This is a genomic window from Streptomyces sp. NBC_00358 (genome assembly GCF_036099295.1).
Lineage (GTDB): Bacteria > Actinomycetota > Actinomycetes > Streptomycetales > Streptomycetaceae > Streptomyces.
The window spans coordinates 5250732-5267508 of sequence record NZ_CP107976.1 but is presented as its reverse complement, the minus strand read 5'-3'; the positions used below and the strand labels follow the sequence as shown (position 1 = coordinate 5267508).

The following is a 16777-nucleotide window of genomic DNA, read 5'->3' as shown; positions in this document are numbered from 1 at the left end:
CCCGGATACGGCAGGATGACCGCGTGAACGATCGTTTCCCGGACGAATCCACGACCGAGCCCATCATCCGGCGCGCGGCCGAGGCCGCAGAGGCCGCGGACGAGGAACTCGCCGACGACCCTGCCGCCATGCGGGCGCACTACCGCGCCGAGGGCCTCGACGCGGGCGATCTCGCCGCGCACCCCATGGAGCAGTTCTCCCGCTGGTTCAAGCAGGCGGCGCAGGCCGCGGTGCACGGTTTCGTGCACGAGCCGAACGCGATGGTCGTCTCCACGGCGGACGCCGAGGGCCGGCCCAGCTCCCGCACGGTGCTCCTCAAGCAGTACGACGAGCAGGGCTTCGTCTTCTACACCAACTACGACTCGCGCAAGGCCCGCGAGCTGGCCCAGAACCCGTACATCTCGCTGCTCTTCCCCTGGCACCCGATGGCCCGGCAGGTCATCGTCACCGGGACGGCGCGTCGCACGGGGCGGGACGAGACCGCCGCGTACTTCCGCACCCGCCCGCACGGCTCCCAGCTCGGCGCCTGGGCGAGCACCCAGTCCGCCGTCATCTCCTCGCGCACCGAACTGGACGTCTCGTACGCGGAGTTGAGCGCGCGCCATCCGGAGGGCGAGCAGGTGCCGGTGCCGCCGCACTGGGGCGGTTTCCGGATCGCCCCGCAGACGGTCGAGTTCTGGCAGGGCCGCGAGAACCGCCTCCACGACCGGCTCCGCTACGTGGCCGAGCCCGACGGAAGCTGGCGGATCGAGCGGCTCAGCCCCTGACCGGCGGAGGCGGAAGCGGAAGCGGAAGCGGAGGCGGAGGCGGAGGCGGAGGCGGAGATACCGGCCTGATGCGCGGTGCCCGGGCCCGCTCAGCCCAGCGTCTCCTCCACGATCGCCCCCCACTGCGCCACGACCCGCTCGCGGCGCGCGGCGTCGTCGGTGAGCAGGTTCGCCAGGCCGAGCCCGCGCGCCATGTCGAGCAGGCCCTGCACCGTCTCGCGCACCCCGGGCCGGGATTCGTCCGCGCCCAGCAGGTCCACCGCGATGCGGTGGCTCTCGCGGCCGACGCGGGCTTCGAGCTCGGTCACCCGGGAGCGGAGCTGGTCCTCGTTGGAGGCCGCGACCCACAGGTGGAGGGCGGCACGGAACAACGGCCCGGTGTAGAGGCCGACGAGGGCTGCGACGACGACCCGCCGGTCGGCCGGCCCGTCGGGGAACAGGGCGCGCAGCGCGGTGGAGCGTTCCTCGGCGACGTACTCGACGGCCGCCGTGAACAGGTCCTCGCGGGTGGGGAAGTGGTGCTGGGCGGCCCCCCGGGACACCCCGGCGCGCTCGGCGACGACGGAGACCGTCGAACCCGCCCAGCCGTGCTCGGCGAGGCAGGCCACGGCGGCGGCCAGGAGCCGCTGCCGGGTGGCCCGGCTGCGGTCCTGTTTGGGGACGTGCGGAGGACGTGCCGCGTGTTCCGTCGCGCTCACACCACCCATGCGGGATCCCGTCGTTCGAGGAAGGCCGTCATCCCCTCACGGGCCTGCGCGGAGGAGAACAGCCGGGCCGAGAGCGCGGTCAGGTCCGCCGCGTCCCGGTCGAAGGTCTCCAGCACCTTAGCCGTGAGCAGCGATTTCGTCTCGGCGAGGCCGTCCGGGGAGGACCGGCGAAGCCCGTCCAGAACGGGCGCGAGTACGGCGTCCACGTCGTCGCCCGCCGCCGTCAGGAGCCCGGTGCGGACCGCCTCCGCGACGTCGAAGCGCTCGCCGGTGAGGTAGTAGCGGGCGAGTGCGCGCGGGTCGGCGCGGGGCAGCAGCGGGAGCGAGATCACCGCGGGGGCGACCCCGATCCGTACCTCGGTGAAGGCGAAGCTCGCCGCCGGGCCCGCCACCGCGATGTCGCAGGCCCCGAGCAGGCCGAGGCCGCCCGCCCGGACGTGTCCCTCCACCCGGGCCACGACGGGCTTGCGCAGCTCGACGATCCGCCGCAGCAGGCCGACGAAGGCCTCCGGGGGCGGGGGGTCGCGCAGGTCGGCGCCCGCGCAGAAGGTGTTCCCGGTGTGGGTCAGGACGACCGCGCGGACGTCGCCGTCCTTGCCGCACCGGGTGAGGGCGTCGGCCAGCTCGCCCACGAGAGCGGCCGACAGGGCGTTGCGGGTGTCCGGCGAGTCCAGGGTGAGGGTGGTGACGGCACGCTCGTGGGCGGTGCGGACGACGGTCATGACAGGCCTCGCAGTTCGCGGCGCAGGATCTTCCCGGAGACGGCCCTCGGGACCGTGTCGATGAAGGTGACGAGCCGGACCCGCTTGTACGGGGCGACGCGCTCGGCGACGTACATCATCACCTCTCCCTCGGAGAGATCCGCGGCGGAGGGCTGGCGCACCACGAAGGCGTGCGGGACCTCGTTGTTGTCCTCGTTGTAGGACCCGATGACGGCGGCGTCGGCGATGCCGGGGTGGGTGAGCAGCAGCGCCTCCAGTTCGGCGGGGGCGACCTGGAAGCCCTTGTACTTGATGAGTTCCTTGACGCGGTCCACGACGAACAGCCAGCCGTCCGCGTCCACATGACCGACGTCGCCGGTGTGCAGCCAGCCGTCCGGGTCGATCATCGCGGCGGTCGCGTCGGGGCGGCCCAGATAGCCCTTCATGACCTGGGGTCCCCGGACGACGATCTCGCCGGCCTCCCCGACACCGAGGTCCTTGTCCGGGTCGTCGAGGGAGACGATGCGCATCTCGGTGCCGGCGACGAGCTTGCCGACCGTCCCGGGGGGCGGGTTCTCGGCGCTCAGCGGGACGATGTGCGTGCCGGGCGACAGCTCCGTCATGCCGTACGCCTGACCCACCGGCGGCAGCCCGAGCCGGGCCGAACAGGCGGCCGCCAGCGCGGCGTCCAGGGGCGCGGCCGAGCAGATGATGTACCTCAGCGAGGACAGGTCGTACTCCGCGACCGCCGGGTGCTTGGCGAGTGCGAGGACGATCGGCGGCGCCACGTACAGGGCGGTGATGCGGTGCTCCTGGACGGCGCCCAGGAACGTGTCGAGTTCGAAGCGGGGCAGCACGACGACGGTGGCGCCCTGTCGCAGGGGCGCGTTCATCAGCGCCGTCAGTCCGTAGATGTGGAAGAACGGCAGCACGGCGAGGATGCGGTCGTCCGGGCCCATCGGGACGGCCGGTGAGAGCTGGTCGAGGTTGGTGGCTATGGAGCGGTGGGTGAGCATCACCCCCTTGGGGACGCCCGTGGTGCCCGAGGAGTACGGGAGTACCGCCACGTCCTCCACCGGGTCGATGTCGACCTCCGGTTCGGGTGCGCCGGTGCCCAGCAGGTCGGCCAGCGACCGGTGTCCCGGCGCCGGATCGCACACGAAGATCTCCCGCACCCCGCCCGCGAGTTCGGCGGCCCTGGTGGCGGCCTCCAGCAGGGGCGAGACGGTGACGATCCAGCGGGCCGAACTGTCCTTGAGCTGTTTGGCGAACTCCTCGGGCGTGGCGAGCGGATGGACCGTCGTGACGGACGCCCCCGCGCGCGTGGCCGCGTAGAACACCGTCGGGAAGGCGATGGTGTTGGGGCTGTGCAGCGCCAGCACATCACCCTTGCGCAGTCCCGCCTCGGCGAGCGCGGCGGCCAGCCGCCGGTGGAACAGGTCGAGTTGGCCGTAGGTGAGCGTGGTGCCGTCGACGCCGTCGATGAGCGCGGGCCTGTCGCCGCGCTCCGCGGCGCGGCCCAGGACGGCGCTGTGGATGGGTTCCTCGACGGCCGGTACATCTGCGTACTCGCTGCGGAACACGGTTCCTCCTAGAGCGCTCAGTACGACTTGGGCAGGCCCAGGGTCTGGTGGGAGACGTAGTTGAGAATCATCTCCCTGCTGACCGGTGCGATACGAGACACGCGCGCCGCGGTGATCAGCGAGGCCAGGCCGAACTCCCTTGTGAGGCCGTTGCCTCCGAGGGTGTGCACCGCCTGGTCGACGGCCCGCACGCAGGCCTCCCCGGCAGCGTACTTGGCCATGTTGGCGGCCTCTCCCGCCCCGATGTCGTCCCCCGAGTCGTACAGGAACGCCGCCTTCTGCATCATCAGACGGGCCAGTTCGAGTTCGATGTGGGCCTGCGCCAGAGGGTGGGCGATGGCCTGGTGGGCGCCGATCGGCGCCTTCCAGACGGTGCGGTCGCGTGCGTACTCGACGGCCCTGGCGAGTGCGAAGCGGCCCATGCCGATGGCGAACGCGGCCGTCATGACCCGCTCCGGGTTGAGCCCGGCGAACAGTTGCAGCAGTCCCGCGTCCTCGTCGCCGACCAGCGCGTCGGCCGGCAGCCGCACCTCGTCCAGGGTGAGCTCGAACTGCTTCTCGGCGCTGGCCAGTTCCATGTCGATCTGGCGCCGCCCGAAGCCCTCGGCGTCGCGCGGGACGATGAACAGGCAGGGCTTGAGGCTGCCGGTGCGCGCGTCCTCGGTGCGGCCCACGATGAGCGTCGCGTCGGCGATGTCGACACCGGAGATGAACACCTTGCGGCCGGTCAGGACCCAGTCGGTGCCGTCACGGCGGGCCGTGGTGGTGATCCGGTGCGAGTTGGAGCCGGCGTCGGGCTCGGTGATGCCGAACGCCATGGTGCGGGTGCCGTCCGACAGGCCCGGCAGCCACTGCCGCTTCTGCTCCTCGGTGCCGAAGCGGGCGATGACCGTGCCGCAGATGGCGGGCGAGACGACGAGCATCAGCAGCGGACAGCCCGCCGCGCCCAACTCCTCCAGCACGATGGACAGTTCCGCGATGCCGCCGCCTCCCCCGCCGTACTCCTCCGGCAGGTTCACCCCGAGGTAGCCGAGCTTGCCCGCCTCGGACCAGAGCTCGTCGGGGTGGCCGCCCTCGGCGACGGTCTTGGTCATGTACTCGCGGCCGTAGCGCTTGCCGAGCGCGGCGACCGCGGAGCGGAGCGCCTTGTGTTCGTCGGTCTCTGTGACAGGGCTCATGACGGCTCCTCGGTACGGAGGTTCGATACGGAAACTGCGGTCTGTGCGTAGCTGTTCGGGCCCGCCCGGCGGACAGCCGCGCGGTGGTGCGGTCGGCGCCCCGGTGACGGGGCGCGCGCTCACCGGGTGCCGCCCCCGGCTGCCTGTTCCTGCTCTGCCTGTTCCCGCTCCGGCGGTTCGTGCGCGTCCCCGTCCCGTGCCGCCTCCTCGCGCACGACGGCCAGCAGCGCGCCCACCTCCACCTGCTGCCCGACGACGGCGTGCAGGGCGGTGAGCGTCCCCGCCGTCGGCGCGGCGATCCTGTGCTCCATCTTCATCGCCTCCAGCCACAGCAGGGGGTCTCCGGCCCGTACGACGGCCCCCTCGGCCAGGCCCTCGGCGACCCGGACCACGGTGCCGGGCATCGGCGCGAGCAGCGACCCCGGAGCCCGGTCCGCGGCCGGATCGGGGAAGCGGGGGAGCTCGGTGAGCGCGGTGGCGTTCACGAAGACCTGGCCGTCGGCGTACCGCGCGACCTCGAACGTCCGCCGCACACCGGCCACTTCGAGGACGACCCGGCCCGCGTCGGCGTGCACCACGCGCACCCCGTCGGCGGTGAGCCCCGCACGCGTGTGCCGGTAGGCGGCCTCGTGCTCCTCGCCGTGCATCCGGTAGCGCCTGGTCTGGGGCTGCGACGCGAGGTTCCGCCAGCCGCCGAACCGCGACCGGCCGTGCGCGTCCGCCAGGGCGGCGGCGAGCGGGGCGTACGGGTCCGGGGCGGGCGCGGTCAGCGCGCCGAGGTGGCGGTCGTAGAACCCGGTGTCCATCCGGGCCCCGGCGAACTCCTCGTGCCGCAGCGACCGGACGAGGAGGTCCCGGTTGGTGACCGGACCGTGGATCGTGGCCCGCTCCAGGGCGCCCGCCAGTCTCCGCACGGCCTCCGCACGGGTGGCGCCGTGCGCGACGACCTTCGCGAGCATCGGGTCGTAGTGGACGGAGACGGAGTCCCCGTCGGTGAACCCGGTGTCCAGCCGGACGCCGTCCGGGACGGCGAGCCGGTGCAGGGTGCCCGTCTGCGGGGCCCACGCGCCCGCCGGGTCCTCCGCGTACAGCCGGGCCTCCACCGCGTGACCGCGTGCGGGCGGGGGCTCGTTCTCCAGCCGCCCGCCCTCCGCGACCCGCAGTTGCAGCGCTACCAGATCGATCCCGAACACCGCTTCCGTCACGGGGTGTTCGACCTGGAGACGGGTGTTCATCTCCAGGAAGTGCGCGGTGCCGTCGGCGACCAGGAACTCGACCGTTCCGGCGCCCACGTAGTCCACGGCGCGCGCGGCGCGCACCGACAACTCGTAGAGCGTGTTCGTGAGTTCGTCCCCGAGCCCGGGAGCGGGCGCCTCCTCGATCACCTTCTGGTGGCGGCGCTGGAGGGAGCAGTCACGGGTGCCCAGCGGCCAGACCGTGCCGTGCGCGTCGGCCAGGATCTGCACCTCGACGTGCCGGCCGCCCTCCACGTACGGCTCGACGAACACCTCACCGTCCCCGAAGGCACTCAGCGCCTCCGCGCGGGCCGCCTCCAACTCGGCGTCCAGATCGTCCAGTTCGCGGACGATCCGCATCCCGCGCCCGCCGCCGCCCGCGGCGGCCTTGACCAGCACCGGCAGGTCCTGGGCGGTGACCCGCTCCAGGGGCGCGAGCCCCATCAGCTTCTTCGCCCGGGTCTTGGAGGCCATCGCCTCGATCGCCTCGGGCGACGGACCGACCCACACCAGCCCGGCGTCGATCACCGCCCGCGCGAAATCGGCGTTCTCCGACAGGAACCCGTACCCCGGGTGCACCGCGTCCGCGCCCGCGTCGAGCGCGGCCCGCACGATCAGATCCCCCCGCAGATACGTCTCCGAAGGCGTCGCGCCCGGCAACCGCACCGCCGCGTCCGCCACTCGCGTGTGCAGGGCGTTCTCGTCGGCGTCCGAATGGACGGCGACGGTGCGCACCCCGGCCTCGCGGCAGGTGCGGAAGACCCGGCAGGCGATCTCGCCCCGGTTGGCGACCAGCAGACTCGAAATCACGAGATCCCTCACATCCGGAAGACGCCGAAGCCACCGCGCGCGCCCTCGAAGGGCGCCGTGTGGATCGCGGACAGGCACAGGCCGAGGACGGTGCGGGTGTCGCGCGGGTCGATGACCCCGTCGTCGTACAGCCGCCCGGACAGGAACATGGGCAGCGACTCGGACTCGATCTGCTGCTCCACCATGGCGCGCAGCGCCGCGTCGGCCTCGTCGTCGTACGGGTGGCCCTTCGCGGCGGCCGACTGCCGGGCGACGATCGACAGGACGCCCGCGAGCTGCTGCGGGCCCATCACGGCCGACTTGGCGCTGGGCCAGGCGAACAGGAAGCGCGGGTCGTAGGCGCGCCCGCACATCCCGTAGTGGCCGGCTCCGTAGGAGGCGCCCATCAGCACCGACAGATGCGGGACCCGCGAGTTGCTCACCGCGTTGATCATCATCGCGCCGTGCTTGATGATGCCGCCCTGCTCGTACTCCTTGCCGACCATGTAGCCGGTGGTGTTGTGCAGGAAGAGCAGCGGGATGTCGCGCTGGTTGGCGAGCTGGATGAACTGGGCGGCCTTCTGGGACTCGGCGCTGAACAGCACGCCCTGCGCGTTGGCGAGGATGCCGACCGGATAGCCGTGCAGACTCGCCCAGCCGGTGGTCAGGCTCGTCCCGTACAGCGGCTTGAACTCGTCGAAGTCCGAGCCGTCGACGATCCGGGCGATCACCTCGCGCGGGTCGAAGGGGTGCTTCAGATCGCCGGGGACGATTCCCAGCAGTTCGTCCTCGTCGTACTTGGGGGGCTCGGCCGGAGCCGGATCGCCGTACGCCTTGCGGTGGTTGAGCCGGGCGACGACCCGGCGGGCCTGGCGCAGCGCGTCCCGCTCGTCGACGGCGAAGTAGTCCGCGAGGCCCGACACGCGCGCGTGCATCTCCGCGCCGCCCAGCGACTCGTCGTCGCTCTCCTCACCCGTGGCCATCTTCACCAGCGGCGGCCCGCCGAGGAAGACCTTCGCCTTCTCCTTGACCATGATCACGTGGTCGGACATGCCGGGGACGTAGGCGCCGCCAGCCGTCGAGTTCCCGAAGACCACGGCCACCGTGGGGATTCCGGCCGCCGACAACCGGGTGAGGTCGCGGAAGATCGCGCCCCCGGGGATGAAGATCTCCTTCTGGGACGGCAGGTCCGCGCCGCCCGACTCGACCAGGCTGATGCAGGGCAGCCGGTTCGCGAGCGCGATGTCGTTCGCCCGCAGCGCCTTCTTCAGGCTCCAGGGGTTGCTCGCGCCGCCGCGCACGGTCGGGTCGTTCGCCGTGATCAGGCACTCGACCCCCTCGACCACGCCGATACCGGTGACGAGCGAGGCGCCCACCGCGTAGTCGCTGCCCCAGGCGGCGAGCGGCGACAGCTCCAGGAAGGGCGTGTCCGGGTCGAGCAGCAGCTCGATCCGCTCACGCGCCAGGAGTTTGCCGCGCTTGCGGTGCCGGGCGACGTACTTCTCGCCGCCGCCCGCCAGTGCCTTGGCGTGCTCGGTCTCCAGGTCCGCGAGCTTGCCGAGCATCGTCTCGCGATGGGCCGCGTACTCGGGGGACTTGATGTCGAGCGCGGAGGAAAACACGGTCACAACAGGGCCTCCGGGATATCCAGGTGACGGGAGCGGAGCCATTCGCCGAGGGCCTTGGCCTGGGGGTCGAAACGGGCCTGGGACGCGACGCCCTCGCCGAGGATGCCCTCCACCACGAAGTTGAGGGCGCGCAGGTTGGGCAGGACGTGCCGGACGACCCTCAGTTCACGGGTCTCCGGCAGCAGACCCCGGAACGTGTCCGTCGTCAGGTGATGGGCCAGCCACCGCCAGGCGTCGTCCGTGCGCGCCCAGACGCCGACATTCGCGTTCCCGCCCTTGTCCCCGCTGCGCGCCCCCGCGACCAGCCCGAGCGGCGCCCGCCGGGTCGGCCCCACGGGCAACGGCTCGGGCAGCGGCGGTTCTTCGGGAGTCTCCAGTACGAGCGTGTCCTGGGCCGGGGGCACGGCGATCCCGCGCCCATCATAGAGGACCGCCCTATGGTCCACGGCACCATGGGGGACGTACACATCCTCGAAGACCCCATAGGGCGAGCCCGCTCCAGGTGGCGCCATCACATGGAATCCGGGGTAGCTCGCCAGCGCCAGTTCCACCGCGGCTCCGCTCAGCGCCCGGCCGACCGCGCTCTGGTCCCGGTCGCGGACGACGAGGCGGAGCAGGGCGCTCGCGGTCTCCTCGGTGGGCGCGTCGGGGTGATCCGTGCGGGCGAGGTCCCAGCGGACCTCCGCCGGGCGGGACTTGGCGGTGTCGAAGGCGGTCTCCAACTGGGCCTTCACGAGCTCCGCCTTGCGTTCGATGTCGAGGCCGGTCAGCACGAAGACGACCTCGTTGCGGAATCCGCCCAGCTTGTTGAGGCCGACCTTGAGCGTGGGCGGCGGGGCCTCACCGCGCACCCCCTCGATCCGGACCCGGTCCGGGCCCTCCTGCGTGAGCACGGCCGTGTCGAGGCGGGCGGTGACGTCGGGGCCCGCGTACCGGGCGCCCTGGGTCTCGTAGAGGAGCTGCGCGGTGACCGTGCCGACGTCGACGAGGCCGCCGGTGCCGTCGTGCTTGGTGATGACGCTCGAACCGTCCTCGTGGAGTTCGGCGAGCGGGAAGCCGGGGTGGCGCAGCCGGGCCGGATCGTGGTCGGCGAAGAAGGCGTAGTTGCCGCCGGTGGCCTGGGTGCCGCACTCCAGGACGTGTCCGGCGACGACGGCGCCCGCGAGCCGGTCGTGGTCACCGGGCCCCCAGCCGAAGTGGGCCACGGCGGGGCCGGTGACCAGCGCCGCGTCGGTGACACGCCCGGTGACGACGATGTCCGCGCCCTCGCGCAGACAGGCGGCGATGCCGGCTCCGCCCAGGTAGGCGTGGGCGGCGAGGCTGCCGGGGTACCGGTGCGTGAGGTCGTCGCCCTCGACGTGGGCCACGCGGACCGGGATGCCGAGACGCCCGGCCAGCTCGCGCACGGCGTCGGCGAGTCCGGCCGGGTTCAGGCCGCCCGCGTTGGTGACCAGGCGGACGCCGCGCTCGTGGGCGAGGCCGAGGCACTCCTCCAACTGGCGCAGAAAGGTCTTGGCGTAGCCGCGTCCGGGGTCCTTCAGCCGGTCGCGGCCGAGGATGAGCATGGTCAGTTCGGCGAGGTAGTCGCCGGTGAGGACGTCGAGCGGGCCGCCGGTGAGCATCTCGCGCATCGCGTCGAAGCGGTCGCCGTAGAAGCCGGAGGCGTTACCGATGCGCAGCGGGCGCTTCTCGGCTCCCGGGGTCACCGGCCGGTCTCCTTGGGCTCGCGCCCGGCGCCGGGCGGCCCGGCGAAGGACTGGGCGATGTCGAGCCAGCGGTCGGCGTCGGGACCGGCCGCCCGTACGGCCAGGTCGGCGCGGTGGGCCCGCTGGGTCACCAGCAGGCAGAAGTCGAGGGCGGGTCCGGTGACGCGCTGCGCGGCGTCGGCCGGGCCGTACGCCCACATCTCGCCGGAGGGGCTGTCCAGCTCCACGCGGAACTCTTCGGCGGGTGCGGCGAGACCGTGCACGGCGAAGGCGAAGTCACGGGCGCGCACCCCAATGCGGACCACATGCTTCAGCCGGTCGGTGGGTTCGCGCACCACACCCAGCGCGTCGGCGACGTCCTGTCCGTGCGCCCAGGTCTCCATCAGCCGGCCGGTCGCCACGGAGGCGGCCGACATGGGCGGGCCGTACCAGGGGAACCTGGTTCCGGCGGGTGCCGCGCGCAGGGCCGTCTCCAGGGCCGTCCGCCCTTCGCGCCAGCCGGCGAGCAGCAGGGCGGGCGGCTGGGCGGCGCCCGCCTCCGCGCCCTCGTCCACGAAGCCGTCGGGAGAGGCGAGCGCCTTCTCGACCTCCTTCGCGAAGGCCCCGGCGTCCGTGACGGCGAGCAGGGCGGACCGGTCGGTCCAGGCGAGATGCGCGATCTGGTGGGCGACGGTCCAGCCCGCGGCGGGCGTGTCGAGCGCCCACTGCTTCTCGCTCAACTCCCCCACCAACCGGTCGAGATCCTCACTCTCCCGGTGCAGATCGCCGATCACGGAGACCACGGACGACGCGTCGGACACGATGCGCTCCCCTCGGGACACGACGGTGTGTGGCACGGAGCATGCCAGCGCCCGAAGAAACAAGCAAGCATGCTTGCATTAATTCGGAACGGACCCCTGGCCCGGCGTTCGGCACGGGGCGCGCGGGCATCCCGTCCGTTTCTCTGGGACAGTTGCATAACCAGTTCACACGCCTGACGGAGTCCATTACTCTGGACCAGAAGGTGCAGCACGATGAACGAACCCGAGTCGATCCCCTGGAAGGCCCCGTGAACACGCCCAGCGCCGCCCCGTCCTCCCCGGCCTCGGCCGCCCCCGCCCTGGCACCCGTGCCCACGGCCGGCGCGCCCACGGCGGACGGCCCCGGCCGGCGCGGCGCCCTCGGGCCCGTGGGCCTGGTTCTCGCCGGAGGGATCTCGGTGCAGTTCGGCGGCGCTCTCGCGGTGAGCCTGATGCCCCGGGTGGGCGCCCTCGGCGTGGTGACCCTGCGGCTGCTGGTCGCCGCGATCGTGCTGCTGCTGGTGTGCCGCCCGAAGGTGCGCGGGCACTCGCGCGCCGACTGGAGCACGGTGGTCGTCTTCGGCTTCACCATGGCCGCGATGAACGGCCTCTTCTACCAGTCGGTCGCCCGCATCCCGCTCGGCACGGCCGTCACGCTCGAAGTGCTCGGTCCGCTCGCGCTCTCCGTCCTCAGCTCCCGCCGCGCCGTGAACCTGCTCTGGGCGGGCCTCGCCCTCGGCGGTGTCTTCCTGCTCGGCGGAGGCGGGGGCTTCAGCAGCCTCGACCCCCTGGGCGTCGCCTTCGCCCTGGGCGCGGGCGCCATGTGGGCGGCGTACATCGTCTTCAGCGCGCGGACGGGCCGGCGCTTCCCCCAGGCCGACGGCCTCGCCCTGGCCATGGTCGTCGCGGCGGTGGCGTTCCTGCCCCTCGGGATCGTCGAGTCGGGTTCGAGGCTGCTCGTCCCGACGACGGTCGCCCTGGGCGCCGCGGTGGCCATGCTCTCCTCGGTCCTCCCGTACACCCTGGAACTCCTCGCCCTGCGCCGCCTGCCCGCCGCCACCTTCGCCATCATGATGAGCCTGGAACCGGCCGTGGCCGCCGTCGCCGGCTTCCTCGTCCTGGACCAGGCCCTCTCCCTCACCGAGTCCCTCGCCATCGCCCTGGTCATCGCGGCGAGCATGGGCGCGGTGCGTACGCAGGTGGGCCGCGGGAAGGCCAAGCGGCTCGAAGCGGACCTGGACGCCTAGGACACGGTTTCGCCCGCTCCCGGACGGGTCAGCGGCGGGCCATGTACAGGCCGAGCGCCTTGTGCAGCACCCGGTTGATGGGGAAGTCCCACTCGCCGAGGTACTCCGCGGCCTCGCCGCCCGCGCCCGCCTTGAAGCGGAGCAGACCGACGAGGTGGTCGGTCTCGTCGAGGGTGTCGGTGATCCCGCGGAAGTCGTAGACGGCGGCGCCGAGCGCGTGGGCGTCGGTCATCATGCGCCACTGGACGGCGTTGTTGGGCTGGACCTCGCGCCTGCGGCTGGTGGACGCGCCGTAGGAGTACCAGACGTGGCTGCCGACGGTGATCATGGTGGCCGCGGCGAGGACGTCGCCGTCGTGGCGGGCGAGATAGAGCCGCATGCGGTCGGGGTCCTCGGCGGTCAGCGCGGTCCACATCCGCTGGAAGTAGGACAGCGGGCGCGGGATGAAACGGTCGCGCTGCGCCGTCTCCGCGTACAGCTCGTAGAAGGCGGGCAGGTCGTCGTAGCCGCCCCGGACCACCTGGACGCCGGCCTTGTCGGCCTTCTTGATGTTGCGCCGCCACTGCTGGTTGAGGCCCTTGTGGATCTCCTCCAGGGACCGTCCGGCGAAGGGGACCTGGAAGACGTAGCGCGGCTGCCCCGCGGCGAAGCCGTCCTCGTCACCGGGCTCGGTCCGCTGCCAGCCCATCCCCCGCAGCCGGTCGGCGATCTCGGCGGCACCCGGCTCGTACGAGGTCGCCGTCACCTCGCCCAGCCGCCGCGCCGCCGGATCGGCGATGGCCGCCTTGACCGTGTCCGCGCTCCAGCGGCGCGCGACCACGGGCGGGCCCATCTTCACCGTGAACGCGCCGCGTGACTTGAGATGCGCCAGCATCGGCCGGAGCCAGCGGTCGGCGAGGTCCGGGTCGTGCCAGTCGATGACGGGGCCCTCGGGCAGATAGGCGAGGTACCGCTTGACCTTCGGCAGCGGGCGCAGCAGCACGAGACCGGCCCCCTGGAGCCGCCCGCCCTCGTCGAACCAGCCGAGGCTCTCCGCCCGCCAGTCCGGCTTGACGTCACCCCATGAGGGCACCTGCATATGGCTGGCCGAGGGCCGCGAGCGGACGAACGCCAGGTGCTCGTCACGGGTGATCGCCTGCAGGCGGAGGGTCATGCTCGGTGCTCCTCGAAGTCCTCAAGCCGGTGGAATCGCCAGCGTACTGACGCGGGTCACGCGGGCCCGGCTCCCCGCGGGCCGTTCTCCAGCGCTTCGGCCAGTACCTCCGCCAGGTGGCGGCCCCGCCGGTCGCTCAGCTGGGCCAGCTGGGTGCGGCAGGAGAAGCCGTCGGCGAGGACCACCGCGGTGTCGTCGGCCGCCCGTACCGCCGGGAGGAGCTGTTCCTCCGCGCAGGCCCGCGACACCTCCTCGTGGCCTTTCTCGAAGCCGAAGTTGCCCGCGAGACCGCAGCAGCCGCCCGCGAGGGTGCCGGTCAGACCCGCCGCCTCGCGCAGCCGGCGTTCGGCCCCGTCGCCGAGGACCGCGTGCTGATGGCAGTGCGTCTGGCCGACGGCCGGCCGGTCCAGGCGGGGCGGCGTCCAGTCCGGCGCGTACCGCTCCAGGGCCTCCGCGAAGGTCGTCACCGCCGCCGCCAGCCGTGCCGCGCGCGGATCGTCGTGCAGCAGCTCGGGCAGGTCCGTGCGCAGCGCGGCGGCGCAGCTCGGCTCCAGGACGACGACCGCGAGGTCGTCCATGACGAGGTAGGACTCCATGAGGTCGAGGGTGCGGCGGAGCACCGTGCGGGCGCGGTCGAGCTGGCCGGTCGAGACGTACGTCAGTCCGCAGCACACCCGGTGGCGGCGGCGCGGCAGCAGCGTGCCGAGAAGGAGGGGGCCGCGGGTGACGCCGTCACCGATGGGCCCGTGCCGCATCACCGTCCTCGGGGGCAGCAGCACGGCAAGTCCCGCGGTCTCCAGGACCCGTACGGCCGCGCGTCCGACGGAGGGTTCCAGGTGTTCGGTGAAGGTGTCCGGCCACAGGAGGACCGTCCTCCCGCCGAAGCCCGGGAACAGTCCGCTCGCGAACCGCCTGCCCCCGCTCCCTCCCTCGTCCGTTCCCTCGCCCGGACCGCCCCGGCGCCGCTCGCGCATGTATGCCCGCACCCGGTCCCGGAACCGGGCCGACCACCACTGGCTGAACGTCTCCGGGGCCAGCCGCGGGATCTCCCGTTCCGGTGAGACACCCGCCAGGCGCTTGGCGAGGGCGGCCAGCGGACGTACGGATGCGAGGGAGTTGACGAGGCGCGCCGAGCGGGTACGGGTCACCGCCGCGAGCCAGAAGGGCAGCCGCCCCAGGGCGTAGTGCGCGGCGGGGCGGCGGCGGCCCGCGTAGTGGTGGTGGAGGAACTCCGCCTTGTACGTGGCCATGTCGACGCCGACCGGGCAGTCGGACCGGCATCCCTTGCAGGACAGGCACAGGTCCAGCGCGTCGCGGACCTCCGTCGAACGCCATCCGCCGGTGACGATCTCACCGGCGAGCATCTCGTGCAGCAGCCGGGCGCGCCCGCGCGTCGAGTGCTCCTCCTCGCCGGTCGCGCGGAAGGAGGGGCACATGACGTCGTCGCCGCCCGGCACCGAGGCCGTACGGCACTTGGCGACGCCCACGCAGCGGCGCACCGCCGCCGAGAAGTCGCCACCGTCCGCCGGATAGCCGAACTCCACGTCCACCGGTCGGTCCGGCAGGACCGCGAACCGCAGGTTCTCGTCCAGCCGGTGCGGGCGGACGAGCATGCCGGGGTTGAGCAGGCCGTCCGGGTCCCAGAGGTCCTTGGCCCTCTCGAAGAGGCGGACCATCTCGGTGCCGTACATCGCGGGCAGCAGTTCCGCGCGCGCCTGCCCGTCGCCGTGCTCGCCGGACAGCGAACCCCCGTGCGAGACGACGAGGTGGGCGACCTCCTCCGAGAAGCGGCGGAAGCGGGCGACGCCCGCCGTGGAGATCAGGTCGAAGTCGATGCGGACGTGGATGCAGCCGTCGCCGAAGTGCCCGTACGGCGTGCCGCGCAGGCCGTGGGCCGCGAGCAGGGCCCGGAAGTCCCGCAGATACGCGCCCAGCCGGGCGGGCGGCACGGCGCAGTCCTCCCAGCCGGGCCAGGCCTCGCCGCCGGGCCCGGGGCCCCGGCCGGGCTGCGGGCCGCCCACGGTGTCCGGGATGCGGGTCGCCGTGCCGCTCGCGTCCTCCCGCAGCCGCCACAGCGCCCGCTGCCCCGCCGGGTCGGTGACCACCAGGGCGTCCTGCACGTCCGCGGCCCTCACGATCGTGTCGGCGTGCGCACGGGCCTCCGCCGGTGATCCGCCGCCCGTCTCCACGAACAGCCAGGCCCCGCCTCGCGGCAGCCCCGCGTTCGCGGGCACGAGGTCGGCGGCCATCCCCTCCACGGTCAGCGGCCCCAGCGGCAGCAGACCGGCGGCCGCGTCCGCGGCGGCGCTCTCGTCGGGGTAGGCGAGGACGGCCAGCGCCCGCGCGCGGGGTGCCTCGACCAGTCGTACGACCGCCTCGGTGAGGATGCCCCAGGTGCCCTCGGAGCCGCAGTAGGCGCGGGCCACGTCCGCGCCCCGCTCGGGCAGCAGCGCGTCCAGGGCGTACCCGGAGATCCGTCGCGGGAGGTCCGGGAAGCCGGTCCGCAGCAGCGCCAACTCGCCCTCGACCAGGGCCCGCAGGCCGTCCGGGGCGCCCCGCCAGTCGCGGCCGAGGCGGAGCCTGTCCCCGCCCGCGCCGACGACCGACAGCTCCCGGACGTTGTCCGCCGTGGTGCCCCAGGCGACCGAGTGGGAGCCGCAGGAGTTGTTGCCGATCATTCCGCCGAGGGTGCAGCGGCCGTGGGTGGAGGGGTCGGGGCCGAAGCGCAGGCCGTGCGGGGCGGCGGCCTCCTGGAGGTGGTCGAGGACGGCTCCGGGCTGGACGACGGCGGTACGGGCGTCCGGGTCGAGCTCGGCGATCCGGTTCATGTGGCGGGTGAAGTCCAGGACGACGCCGGTGCCGGTGGCCTGTCCGGCGATCGAGGTGCCGCCGCCGCGCGCCACGACCGGGACCCCGCGGGAGCGGCACACGGCGAGGACCGCGGCCACGTCGTCGGCGTCGCGCGGGGCCACCACACCGAGCGGTACGCGCCGGTAGTTGGACGCGTCCATGGTGGTCAGCGCCCGTGCGGTCACGTCGAAGGAGACCTCGCCGCGCACGGTCTTCGTCAGCTCGGACCGCAGTTCCGCGCTTTCCGGCTGTTCCTCCGGCCGTCCACCCAGATCCGTCATGTCTCCAGGATGCCGCCGGACACCGGTGCCGGCCGCCCGGCCGCGCACCCGAAAGACCCCGATATGCCGGGGCGATCATGAAACCGCTTCCCGAAGCTTCCCAATCGGATCACGAACTCTCATATAGTGACGGCGAGTTGAGCACCAGGTGTCGCTTCTCGCCCAGGACCGAC

12 protein-coding genes are annotated in these 16777 nt (G+C 73.1%); 2 read left to right on the top strand and 10 right to left on the bottom strand.

Translation table 11 applies throughout. The annotated features are described in order from the left end of the window. The first annotated feature begins 128 nt into the window (after positions 1-128). A complete protein-coding gene (gene pdxH, locus OHT01_RS22360; protein WP_328558217.1) occupies positions 129-767 on the top strand; it encodes a pyridoxamine 5'-phosphate oxidase in 639 nt (212 codons plus the stop codon). 89 nt (positions 768-856) lie between these two features. On the opposite strand, the gene OHT01_RS22355 is transcribed toward pdxH, so the two are convergent. From OHT01_RS22355 to OHT01_RS22320, 8 genes are all read right to left on the bottom strand, one after another. Beyond that, the gene (locus OHT01_RS22355) at positions 857-1474 is read right to left on the bottom strand and encodes a TetR/AcrR family transcriptional regulator (protein WP_328554896.1); all 618 of its coding nucleotides are present in this window, start codon (positions 1472-1474) and stop codon (positions 857-859) included. Then, complete coding sequence (locus tag OHT01_RS22350) at positions 1462-2196, bottom strand: enoyl-CoA hydratase family protein (protein ID WP_328554895.1); 735 nt, start codon at positions 2194-2196, stop codon at positions 1462-1464. Before OHT01_RS22350 ends, OHT01_RS22355 begins: the two co-directional genes overlap by 13 nt. Next, positions 2193-3758, bottom strand: a complete 1566-nt coding sequence (locus OHT01_RS22345; protein ID WP_328554894.1) for an AMP-binding protein — start codon at positions 3756-3758, stop codon at positions 2193-2195. Before OHT01_RS22345 ends, OHT01_RS22350 begins: the two co-directional genes overlap by 4 nt. 17 nt (positions 3759-3775) lie before the next feature. Beyond that, entirely contained in the window at positions 3776-4936 is a 1161-nt protein-coding gene (locus OHT01_RS22340; protein WP_328554893.1) for an acyl-CoA dehydrogenase family protein, read from the bottom strand. A gap of 119 nt (positions 4937-5055) precedes the next feature. Further along, on the bottom strand, positions 5056-6981 hold the full coding sequence (locus OHT01_RS22335; RefSeq protein WP_328554892.1) for an ATP-binding protein: 1926 nt from the start codon (positions 6979-6981) through the stop codon (positions 5056-5058). Between the two features lie 8 nt (positions 6982-6989). Continuing rightward, the gene (locus OHT01_RS22330; protein ID WP_328554891.1) at positions 6990-8588 is read right to left on the bottom strand and encodes an acyl-CoA carboxylase subunit beta; all 1599 of its coding nucleotides are present in this window, start codon (positions 8586-8588) and stop codon (positions 6990-6992) included. Continuing rightward, positions 8585-10294: an acyclic terpene utilization AtuA family protein gene (locus OHT01_RS22325; RefSeq protein ID WP_328554890.1), complete on the bottom strand. Its 1710-nt coding sequence runs from the start codon at positions 10292-10294 to the stop codon at positions 8585-8587. The genes OHT01_RS22330 and OHT01_RS22325 overlap by 4 nt, the downstream gene beginning before the upstream one ends. Continuing rightward, on the bottom strand, positions 10291-11094 hold the full coding sequence (locus tag OHT01_RS22320) for a TIGR03084 family metal-binding protein (RefSeq protein ID WP_328554889.1): 804 nt from the start codon (positions 11092-11094) through the stop codon (positions 10291-10293). The genes OHT01_RS22325 and OHT01_RS22320 overlap by 4 nt, the downstream gene beginning before the upstream one ends. A gap of 248 nt (positions 11095-11342) precedes the next feature. On the opposite strand from OHT01_RS22320, the gene OHT01_RS22315 reads away from it, so the two are divergent. Next, a complete protein-coding gene (locus OHT01_RS22315; protein WP_328554888.1) occupies positions 11343-12320 on the top strand; it encodes an EamA family transporter in 978 nt (325 codons plus the stop codon). A gap of 28 nt (positions 12321-12348) precedes the next feature. On the opposite strand, the gene OHT01_RS22310 is transcribed toward OHT01_RS22315, so the two are convergent. Next, complete coding sequence (locus OHT01_RS22310; RefSeq protein ID WP_328554887.1) at positions 12349-13473, bottom strand: lipid II:glycine glycyltransferase FemX; 1125 nt, start codon at positions 13471-13473, stop codon at positions 12349-12351. A 56-nt stretch (positions 13474-13529) separates the two neighbouring features. Next, positions 13530-16604, bottom strand: a complete 3075-nt coding sequence (locus OHT01_RS22305; protein WP_328554886.1) for an FAD-binding and (Fe-S)-binding domain-containing protein — start codon at positions 16602-16604, stop codon at positions 13530-13532. Between the last annotated feature and the right edge of the window lie 173 nt (positions 16605-16777).